We start from the raw sequence: 9,386 nt of genomic DNA, 5'->3' as shown, positions 1-9,386 counted from the left end.
GCGTCAGAGCAGACCCTCGCCAGCATGGTCTTCAAATTCCGCGCTGCGGCGCACGTAGATCATCACGGTTTTCGGGTCCTTGTGGCGGGAGACCTCCATCATCTTGAACAGACTCGCCGTGGCCAGCGCCGCCGAAGTCATGAAGCCGGCGCGCAGGCTATGGCCGGCGTAGTCGTCGGGATCGAGGCCGACGGCGCGCGCGCAGCGCTTGACGACGGCCGCGATGCTGTGAGCGCTGAGCGACGCCCCTGACACCACATCGCCGCGGTACATGCGGCGAAAGACCGGCCCCCGGATGATGGCCGCGCCGGCGAGCCAGTCGTGCACCGCCCGCACCGGACAGTAAGCCTCGCCGCGGATGACCGGCACGATCTGTCCCAGCCCTTCGGCATCGGTTTTTGACTGACGCACATGCACCCGCAGCCCGCGCGGCACCTCCTCGAGATCCTCCACCCGCAACGCCGCCAGTTCCGCCCGGCGCAACGCGCCAGCAAACCCGAGCGTGAGGAGGGCCCGATCACGCCGTCCCTGGTGCGTCGTAGCGTCCAGCGTATCGACCATCGCCCGCAACAACTCAGCGAGCGCCGGGGCCTTTTGCTGCGGTGCCGCACCATGGGTGCGGGCAATGCCGTGCAGGGTGCCGCGCACCAGTTCCGCGTTGGTCGGCGGCGCGTAGTCGCATAACCGATGGGCGAGCCGGATCGCGGCCACCCGGCGGCGGATAGTGCTCACCTTGCGGCCCTGATCGGCCTCCGCGGCGAGGTAGGCCGCCACCGTCTGCGGCGTGGCGGGCAGGGCGCACAAGCCGCGGGCGTCACACCAAGCGGCATACAGCGTCCAGTCAGATCGGTAGGCGCGGCGCGTCGCGGCGGCATGGCGGGCGGCGAAATAGCGTGTGAGGCAGGCCCGGTCCGCGTCGCCCAGGAGCGCGTCCGCGGTGACGGACGGCGCATCGACGGGCCAGGGCAGGGGCGGGGCGTTGGCGGCCATAGCGATGCGGTTCCAGGGTCAGGGGGTGGGGTGACGCGCAGCGTGGGGTGGCTGGGGTCCGCGTTGGTGTAGGCGCCGCCGGGTAGGCGACGGCATTCGCCATGGTAGTCCAAACGGCGTTAGGTAACGAGAAGGGCAGTTATCGCAACCTATCAACAAAAAAGCAGCGTTTTTCGCCGAAAAGTAGATAATATACTTTCAGCGTTTTTCACCCATGGCGCACAGCAGGCAGCGTAAGGGCCGGGCAGACGAGGGCAGGGCGCCGCCAGCGCTGGGTGGTTAGGCAAGCGACTTCAGGGTACGCAGACAGATGGCCAGTACCACGACAACCCGCGAGTCGGCCAAGACGGCGGCCTTGGCGATCCTGCGCCGCGGTGAGCGCCCGACCGCGGAGAAGGTCCGGGCCGCAGTCGGTCACGGGGCCCAGCAGACCATCCTCAGCGCCCTTGATGAGTTCTGGGCCGACCTGGGCGAGCGGCTGGGCGAGCCACGACTGCCGGCGGCGGTGGTGGACGCCGCCGCGGCGCTGTGGTCGCTGGCCCTGCAGGAGGGTGCGCAGCAGTGGGACACCGAGCGGGCCGCGGCCGCGACCCGGATGGCGGACCTGGCGGCCGTGGTCGACCGGCAGCGCGAGGAGCAAACGGCGGTGCTGGCCCAGTGCGACCAGCACCAGGGCGAGAACCGCCAACTGACGGCGCGCCTGGATGAGGCGAGCGCGGCGCTCGCCGCGACCCGGCAGGAAGCCGCCGATTTGAGGGACCAGGTGCAGGGACTTGACCTGGTCGTCGCCGCGTTACGGACCGAACTTGCGGCGGAGCGCACCGGTCGCGCGGGCGATCAGGCAACCTGGCTCCAGCAGGTCGATGAGACCCGCCAACGTCTGAAGGCGACCGAGGGGGCCTTGGTCAAGACCCAGGGGGCGTTGGACCACGTCCGGGACACCGAGGCGGCGCAACGCGCCGACTTGGCGCGGACCAGCCAACGCGGGGCGGACCTGGAGCGACACCTCCAGGAGCAGGTAGCCGCCGTCGCCGCCCTGCGCGCGCGCGGGGAGGACCAAGCCGCGCAGCAGCGGGGGCTGCAAACCGCGCTGGCGACGGCGACGCGCGAGTGCGACCAAGCGGTCGGCGCCGCGGCCCAGGCCGACGCCGAGTGTGCGACCCTGCGCGCCCGCTGCGCGCACCTCGAACAGGAGCGTCAGACCCATCTGGCACAGCTCGCCGCGGGCCGCGAGGCCTCGGCGGAGGCGGCCCGGGCGCTGCGGCGGGATCTTCAAGAGCTGCTGCGGCCGGTGCTCGAACAACGCCATCCGACGACCGCGCCAGTGCCGGGGGCGGCGCCGACCCCGTGAGTGTCGCGGTCAGGGCACGCCAATCCATCCCGGAGCACCACCGATCCAATGACTGCCACCCTCTCCAGCGCCGACATGGTCAAGATCCTCGCGGCCGCCAATGGTACCGTCGCGGAGGAATATACCGACCACGATCTGGTGTGTACCCAGGGCGCCGTGCCCCCGGACCTGGACGGCATCCTGTACCGCAACGGCCCGGGTCGCCTGGAACGCGGCGGCCTGCCCTACGGCCACGCCTTCGACGGGGACGGACACGTCCAGCGTCTGGCCTGCGCCGGGGGACGCGTGCGCTATACCAATCGCTTCGTGCGCACCCCCGACTTCGTTGCGGAAGAAGCGGCCGGCCGCCTGCTGTATCGCGGGTTCGGCACCAATCGGCCGGGCGGGGTGCTGGCCAATGCCCTGCGTCTACGGTTCAAGAATACCGCCAACACCAATGTCATCTGGCATGGCGGTCAGCTCCTCGCCTTGTGGGACGGCGGGCTGCCCTACCGGTTGGACCCCGCACCCTCGCAACGCTGGGGGCGGATGACGATGCCGGGAGGCTGCGCAATCCATTTTCGCGCCTCGACCGCTGGTTGACCCCGGAGCTACCCTTTTCCGCCCATCCACGCCGCGACGTGACCACCGGCGAACTGTTCAACTTCGGCGTTCTGCCCGATCCTGGCCCCGCAGATCGAGCGTCTGACCATCGACCCCGTGGCCGGGACCTGCCGCACCCGTCCCTGGGCCCGCGAATCGCTGAGCTGCCGCGGGTCGCACCGGACGGTGATGGGCCGCGGCGCTACATTTTCGGTCTCGGTGCCCCACCATCGGGCCGCGCCCCCTTCTTGACGTGCATCCAGCGACTGGATACGCAGACCGGGGCGGACGTGGTCCAAGAGTGCCACCCCGACCTCCCGGGCGAGTCCATCCCGGTCCCCCGCGGCAGCGACGAGGCCGCCTGGGTGCTGACCCTGGTCTACCGGGCGGCGGCCCGCCGCACGGACCTGGTGATGCTGCGCGGCGCCGACTTGGGTCTCCAGGCGGTCCTGCCCTTACCCCACGCGATCCCGCCCGGGTTTCATGGGACTTGGGTGGAGGCCGCGGGGCTGGGTGGGTCCTGATCACTGCTCGGGCGCGCTGGGCACTGCACCGAGCGCCTGCCGGCGTCTTGCGGGTGAGGGCCGATGGTCCCGGCGGGAGCCGAGTTGCTACATCCTGGCGCAGCGGTGCCGGAGGTGCCGCGCGCAACCTGAGCACGACGCCGGCTTGCTGCCCCTGCAGCAGGGTCTGCTCGAACGGCTGGTCACACGGGTCACCAACATTGAGGTAGGATCCAGCAGGGCCGTAGCAGCCGAAGATGACGCGGCGGTCCTGAGTACCAGGCGTCTGCGCGGTGATGTTGGCGGAGAATTCCAGTGATCCCGTCTTGGTACCTCAAAGCTTTGCGTGCTGACCCCCAGGTATTTCAGATGATCGAACACGCTGTAGTCGGCGCCGACGTGGAAGGGCGCCGCGCTGACGGTCGTTCCGAACTTGGTGACGGAGCGCGTGCCGCCCGCGCTCAACTCCAGCGGGCCGTAGATGTTGGCCCCCCGTTCGAGGGTAAGAGGGCTGGCTCAACCCTTGATGTCCGGATGTGATCCGCCCGTCATTGGGCCTTCCAGCCGCTGCAGACGCGTCTCCAGGGTGTCCAATCGCCGCGTCGTAACAGTGTCGGGAGTCGTCGGGTTCGCCGCCTCCTCCAGGGCCGCGACCGCCCGCGCAAGGACCTCTGCCTCCGACTCACCAGGACGGCGCAGTTGGTTCAGGCGCTCACGGGTCGCGCCAGCCAGGCGCAGCGCTGTGGTTCTTGCGCGAGGTTGGCGTTGGCCGCCGAGTCCCCGCACGAGCGCAAGCAGACGCACGTAGGCGGGCTGGGTGCCGCTGGGTCGGGCGCGACTCAGCCAGGCGAACAAACCCAGTGCGAGGGCCAGCGCGAACACCCAAACCGCGAGGCCATGCCCCTTACTCGTTGGGGACGCAGCCGACGGTAGCGTGATTGCCGGTGAGCGCAGCTCCGGTGGGGGCAGTTGCGGTATGGTCGACTCAGGTACGGAGGTCGGCGGTCCGACGGCCGGCATGACGGTTTGCCCGGTTGCCGCAGGCACTGCCTCAACATCTGGGTTCGCGGGTGTCGTCGGTACCGGCGGGCGCGCGGTTGCCGGTGCAATCGTCTGTGCCGAGGGGGGGACGGTCGGCGCTGGGGAGACCGCAGGGGTGAGCGTGTCGGTGGTGGCCGCCAAGAGATCTTCCAACTGACCGATCCTCTCGGCGTAGACGGCGCGCAGGCAGTCAACGGTGTCGCAGGCCTCGCGTTGTTTCTTCAGCCAAGCCTTTTGCAGCTGTTCAGGCGCCCGGCCGCGCGCCTGCAATTGCGCATAGAGAGCCCCCATTCTGAGGTCTTGGGCACGAACCTCAGGGGCCGCGCAGACGAGGTGCTCGACGACCGTTTTCGCCTGATCGCAGTTCCAGACGGCAACGGGTTTCCACGCCACCCGCGCTGGCGGCGGCCGGGTCGTCAGGTGACTTTCGGTTGGCTCCTGCGCTTCGACACAACCATCTTTGTAGGCGTATAAGCTACCGCCGCCGTTCCTGACACACCAGGCGTCGCCTGCCGGGTAGCGGCAGGCGCTCGCGGGGTTGTCGGTAGCAACACAGGTAGCGCCGACGAACCTCGCTAAGCCGGCGCAGAAAAGCGCCGCCGCACATTGGCCGATTACATTCCTTTTCATTGTGAAATCCGCAAGTTTTGAGTCTATCCGAAGGTACGAAAGCGGGTCCTTGCGCCATCGCATGCACTGCGCGGGGTCCTGGCGGCTCAGGCGCCTGGGGTGGCAGCCGGGGCAAATCGGCGGCCAGGCGCGTCAGTCGCGCTCCCCATCACCGCGTCCCACAGCAACGCGTCCAACCGCACCTCCCAGTCGCTGTCGCGGGAGGCGAAGCCCCAGGCGCGGCTTCCGGATTCGCCAGCGTACAGGGTGCGCACCCCGGCACCGTTCCAGGGTTCGGCCTCGATGGCGGCCAGCCGCTGGAGAATGGCCGCGCGGCGATCGTCCGGGGCAGGGGAGGGGGATACACTGGTCGTGTCAGTCATCGTCGCCCTCAACGCGGGTGCAAGCGCGGTCCGGGGTCCGGTTACGGGCGGGCGGTCTCGGTACTGGTCCGGTCACCGGTGCCGCGGCGCGCCGGCGCCTCCACGAGAAAGCAGTGGCCTGCCAGCAGGCGGCCAAGCGCCCGCTCGTAGTCCTCCTTCCACGGTAACTGTTCGTCGGTGTGCAGTTCCCGCCGTGTGGTCAGGGTCACTTCCCCGGTGAGGGGATTGCGTCCGACCCGCTCGCGTTCGACCCAGTAGACGGCGAAGCCGCGTTTCTGCCAGGTCGGGAGCGCAGCGAAGTTGACCCCGTGCTGGAACAGCAACTCATGTTTGTCCGCGCGCGCCATCCCTAACAGACGCTGCGCGGTGGCGCGGGCCGACAGGCCTTGGCGGCGCAGTAGCCAATAAGCGTGTCCGTTGAGGCAACAGCGCGCGGCGTCGTTCATCCGCCAGCGGAAGTAGTCCACCAAACCTCCTTGGTCAAGCGGGTGAAACCACGGCCATCGAGGCGGACGACGATCTGGAATCCCGGCGGGACCGGGTGGTCCAGGGCCGCCTCGAACTGGCGCATACGCGCCTCCAGGTCGGTGCTACGCATGGTTCGCCTCGCGGATGGTGAAGGCCCCGTCGGCGCCCCAGACGTCGAACAGGGGTTGATTCGCAGATGGGTGTCCACGAACCGCTCCTTGAAGAAGGTGGATTTGCCGGCGGCCTGAATGCCGGAGAACAGGACCATTTCCATCGCGCCTCCGTTGTCAATTTTGGGTGGACCGGCTGGCTCACCCCATTTAGACCCCAATGGCCATGCAGGCGGGCGCCAGACGCGCCTTCGCGCCGCTCGTGGGGGCGTGCGCTTGCGCGGGTTCATGCTAAATCATCCTGACGGCGCCAGCCGCAGAGGGCGTCACGCGGGATGTCGGTCTCCTTCACCAACTTCGCCACGATGCTGTCTTTGGACTCCTCCGAAGAGGTTGTCAACATGCGTCGCCTTGTTCATGATCCCACGGTGCTTGCGCGGTCCCAGGTCGGTGATGCCCTATCCTCACACAAGTCCTCCCAGGGAGAAGCAACTTCTGATGTCCTCGGCTTATGTGGGGCTCTTCCTTGCGGCCTTCGGGGCTGCCACCTTGCTACCGTTGCAATCCGAAGCGGTCATGGTTGGGCTGCTGCTGCTGCGAGACCATCCACCCTGGGCGCTCGTGACGGTGGCGAGTGTCGGTAATGTACTGGGTTCGGTGGTGAACTGGCTGCTCGGGCGCGCGCTCGCGCGGGGGCGCGCTATGACCTGGTTGCCGATGGGCGCGCAGCGGTTGGCGGCAGCGCGGCGCGGCTACCACCGGTACGGTCGGTGGTCATTGCTGCTCAGTTGGATGCCGGTCATCGGCGACCCGCTGACCCTGATGGCCGGCGTGCTGGGCGAACCGCTGTGGCGCTTCGTGCTGGTCGTGTCGTTGGCGAAGTTGGGGCGCTACCTGGTGATCGCCGCCGTCACGTTGGGCATTGTTGCGTAATGCTCGACCGGCCGAAGCGCGGTAGCAAATCCCAGACTCTGACCCCATCCAGCGTGCGCCAGGCCCTGGAGAGCGCTGTCGGTGACCCCAGATAGCCCCGGCGTAGACATCCAACCACAGGAGCATCCAAGGTTCCGGATCGATCGGCCCTTGATCCCCCGGAGTGCACCCGGCGGGGACCCTGGTCCGCGCCTACGGGGCCAAGACGACCCCGCCTCTCCAGGTCATCGATGCGGCCAGGACCCTGGTCTACATGGGCGGCATCGACGACCGTGCCACCACCGACCCGGTGACACGGCCTTACGGCTGCTCGGTCGAGTATCGAGCGGCAACCATCTCTTAGGAATCGCCAGGGGCTCTGTCATGAAATCTGAAGATCTGCGATCCATCCAGGCGCCACTGAAAGAGCGCTATCGCGACACCCCCGTGGCTGCGCTGATGACGCTGCGGGCGCACGGGCGCATCGGCGCAGGCCTCAGTTGCAAGATCGATACGGGTCAGGCACTTCGCATTGCCGGGTTGCATCCAGCCACCGGCGGCAGCGGGCACGCGGCCTGTTCCGGCGACATGCTGCTCGAGGCCTTGGTAGCCTGTGCGGGCGTGACCCTGAACGCGGTTGCCACGGCGCTTGGCATTGCGTTGCGAGACGCCTCACTGCTGGCCGAAGGCGATCTGGACTTTCGCGGGACGCTCGGGTTATCAAAGGAGGTGCCGGTGGGATTCCAGAGCGGACTCCCGACCAGCAGCGACACCCGCATGATTTCCAGCACTTGCCAGCCGCATTCAGACCGATTAGCCTGCACCCCCACGACCGCTATTTGCGCGAGCGCCTCACTATGACCCATGGGCTTGTGATCCGAAACATGACCCGTTCCGAGGTGGACGCACTTGTTGACTGGGCCGCGCAGGAGGGCTGGAATCCCGGCTTGCATGATGCCGAGCTGTTCTGGGCCACCGATCCCGCCGCCTTCATCGCCGCGGAGCTCGACGGCGGGTTGATTGGCGGCGGCGCCATCACCTCATACGACGGCGAATTCGGCTTCATGGGCTTCTTTATCGTCCAGCCGGCATTTCGCGGCAGAGGTCTCGGCAATGCCATCTGGCAGGCTCGCCGGGAGCGCCTGCTCGCACGGCTGCGCCCGGGAGCGAGCATCGGCATGGATGGGGTCTTCGCCATGCAGGACTATTACGCCAAGGGCGGCTTCGTCTTCGCTCATCGCGACATCCGCTTTCGCGCCGAGATTCCGGACCCTCCAGTGACCCTGGTGGCTGGCAACGAAGCGATTGTCCCGCTCGCCGAGGTGCCTTTTGAACAGCTCCTGGCGTACGACCGTACCTGCTTCCCCGCCCCGCGGCCGGCGTTCTTGAGCGGGTGGATCGCCCAAGCTGACGGCCTTGCCTTAGGCTGCCGGCGTGCTGGGAAACTGAGCGGTTATGGCGTGGTTCGCCGCTGTCGGGAAGGCTGCAAGATCGGCCCCTTGTTCGCTGACGACGCCCAAGCAGCGATGGCCCTCTACGCACACCTGGCCGTGTTCGCCGCCGGCGGCCCGCTGTTCCTCGACACGCCGCAGAACAACCCCGCCGCGCTTGCGCTCGCGCACCACCACCAGATGATCGAGGTCTTCGGCTGCGCCCGGATGTATCTGGGTCCGCCACCGAACCTGGCGCACCAGCGCATCTTCGGCGTCACGACCTTCGAGCTGGGTTGATGGCGGAGCGCGACCTCGTCGGTTACGGCAGTTGCCCACCCCATCCGCGCTGGCCGAACGATGCGCGCGTCGCGGTGCAATTCGTGCTCAATATCGAGGAAGGCGCCGAGTCGAGCATTCTCAATGGTGATGCCCAGTCCGAAGCCTATCTGCATGAGCTGCCCGGCCGCCCCGCGCGCCTGCGAGAGCGGGACCTGAGCGTCGAGGGCATGTACGAATACGGATCACGCGCAGGCGTGTGGCGCATCCTGGAACTGTTCAGCGCTCGTGGTCTGCCGCTGACGGCCTTTGCCGTCGGTCGGGCGCTGGAACTCAACCCTGAGATCGGGCGCGCGCTGTGTGCGGCCGGGCATGAGGTCGCCGGGCATGGCTACCGCTGGCTGGACTATCGCGACATCCCCGAAGACGAAGAGCGGCAGCACATCCGTCGTACCATCGAGATCATCGAGCGGCTTTGTGGCAAAGGCCCCGTGGGCTGGTACACCGGGAGGGTCAGTCACAACACCCGCCGGTTGCTGCGTGAGGTGGGTGGGCTCCTCTACAGCTCGGACGCCTATAACGACGATCTACCCTATTGGCTCGCTGGATCGCCCGCACACCTGGTAGTCCCGTACACGCTGGTCAACAACGATGCCTGCTACCTGCTGCCGAACGGGGTTGCCTCCGGGGACGACTTCTTGCGTCGGCTCAAAGATGGCTTTGACCTG

At 67.8% G+C, this 9,386-nt stretch carries 13 protein-coding genes; 8 read left to right on the top strand and 5 right to left on the bottom strand.

Features of this window, described 5'->3' with window-relative positions; genetic code table 11:
- Nucleotides 1–3: 3 nt before the first annotated feature.
- Nucleotides 4–990 carry a site-specific integrase gene (locus QZY48_RS21240; RefSeq protein WP_295434911.1) on the bottom strand — a complete coding sequence of 329 codons (987 nt, stop codon included), beginning with the start codon at nucleotides 988–990 and terminating at the stop codon, nucleotides 4–6.
- A 310-nt stretch (nucleotides 991–1,300) separates the two neighbouring features.
- Here QZY48_RS21240 and QZY48_RS21235 point away from each other — a divergent pair, with 310 nt between their 5' ends.
- The 3 genes from QZY48_RS21235 to QZY48_RS21225 are packed head-to-tail and all read left to right on the top strand — an operon-like array spanning nucleotide 1,301 to nucleotide 3,447.
- Nucleotides 1,301–2,341: a DNA-binding protein gene (locus tag QZY48_RS21235; protein WP_295434909.1), complete on the top strand. Its 1,041-nt coding sequence runs from the start codon at nucleotides 1,301–1,303 to the stop codon at nucleotides 2,339–2,341.
- 48 nt (nucleotides 2,342–2,389) lie between these two features.
- A complete protein-coding gene (locus tag QZY48_RS21230; protein ID WP_295434907.1) occupies nucleotides 2,390–2,923 on the top strand; it encodes a carotenoid oxygenase family protein in 534 nt (177 codons plus the stop codon).
- Nucleotides 2,812–3,447: a carotenoid oxygenase family protein gene (locus tag QZY48_RS21225; RefSeq protein ID WP_366929742.1), complete on the top strand. Its 636-nt coding sequence runs from the start codon at nucleotides 2,812–2,814 to the stop codon at nucleotides 3,445–3,447. The genes QZY48_RS21230 and QZY48_RS21225 overlap by 112 nt, the downstream gene beginning before the upstream one ends.
- A 495-nt stretch (nucleotides 3,448–3,942) precedes the next feature.
- Here QZY48_RS21225 and QZY48_RS21220 read toward each other — a convergent pair whose 3' ends face one another.
- From QZY48_RS21220 to QZY48_RS21205, 4 genes are read right to left on the bottom strand one after another with little or no spacing between them, the layout of a single operon-like run.
- Nucleotides 3,943–5,160, bottom strand: a complete 1,218-nt coding sequence (locus QZY48_RS21220) for a hypothetical protein (RefSeq protein ID WP_295434905.1) — start codon at nucleotides 5,158–5,160, stop codon at nucleotides 3,943–3,945.
- A gap of 23 nt (nucleotides 5,161–5,183) precedes the next feature.
- Complete coding sequence (locus QZY48_RS21215) at nucleotides 5,184–5,459, bottom strand: nucleotidyltransferase domain-containing protein (protein WP_295434903.1); 276 nt, start codon at nucleotides 5,457–5,459, stop codon at nucleotides 5,184–5,186.
- A gap of 41 nt (nucleotides 5,460–5,500) precedes the next feature.
- Nucleotides 5,501–5,926, bottom strand: a complete 426-nt coding sequence (locus tag QZY48_RS21210; protein WP_295434901.1) for a hypothetical protein — start codon at nucleotides 5,924–5,926, stop codon at nucleotides 5,501–5,503.
- The gene (locus QZY48_RS21205) at nucleotides 5,902–6,057 is read right to left on the bottom strand and encodes a tRNA(His) guanylyltransferase Thg1 family protein (protein ID WP_295434899.1); all 156 of its coding nucleotides are present in this window, start codon (nucleotides 6,055–6,057) and stop codon (nucleotides 5,902–5,904) included. The genes QZY48_RS21210 and QZY48_RS21205 overlap by 25 nt, the downstream gene beginning before the upstream one ends.
- A 478-nt stretch (nucleotides 6,058–6,535) precedes the next feature.
- Between QZY48_RS21205 and QZY48_RS21200 the strand changes: the two genes are divergently transcribed.
- The 5 genes from QZY48_RS21200 to QZY48_RS21180 all read left to right on the top strand — a co-directional run.
- Nucleotides 6,536–6,970, top strand: coding sequence for a YqaA family protein (locus QZY48_RS21200; protein WP_295434898.1), 435 nt, complete (start codon nucleotides 6,536–6,538; stop codon nucleotides 6,968–6,970).
- Between the two features lie 163 nt (nucleotides 6,971–7,133).
- The gene (locus tag QZY48_RS21195; protein ID WP_295434897.1) at nucleotides 7,134–7,313 is read left to right on the top strand and encodes a hypothetical protein; all 180 of its coding nucleotides are present in this window, start codon (nucleotides 7,134–7,136) and stop codon (nucleotides 7,311–7,313) included.
- A gap of 20 nt (nucleotides 7,314–7,333) precedes the next feature.
- Complete coding sequence (locus QZY48_RS21190) at nucleotides 7,334–7,810, top strand: OsmC family peroxiredoxin (RefSeq protein ID WP_295434896.1); 477 nt, start codon at nucleotides 7,334–7,336, stop codon at nucleotides 7,808–7,810.
- Between the two features lie 23 nt (nucleotides 7,811–7,833).
- Nucleotides 7,834–8,679 carry a GNAT family N-acetyltransferase gene (locus tag QZY48_RS21185; protein ID WP_295434894.1) on the top strand — a complete coding sequence of 282 codons (846 nt, stop codon included), beginning with the start codon at nucleotides 7,834–7,836 and terminating at the stop codon, nucleotides 8,677–8,679.
- Nucleotides 8,679–9,386 (top strand): polysaccharide deacetylase family protein (locus QZY48_RS21180; protein ID WP_295434891.1); only part of this gene is annotated, 708 nt, incomplete at its 3' end. The genes QZY48_RS21185 and QZY48_RS21180, both read left to right, overlap by 1 nt.

This window comes from uncultured Thiodictyon sp., from assembly GCF_903828115.1.
Classification (GTDB): domain Bacteria; phylum Pseudomonadota; class Gammaproteobacteria; order Chromatiales; family Chromatiaceae; genus Thiodictyon.
The sequence above is the reverse complement of the archived record's forward strand: the minus strand, read 5'-3'. Positions and strand labels throughout refer to the sequence as shown.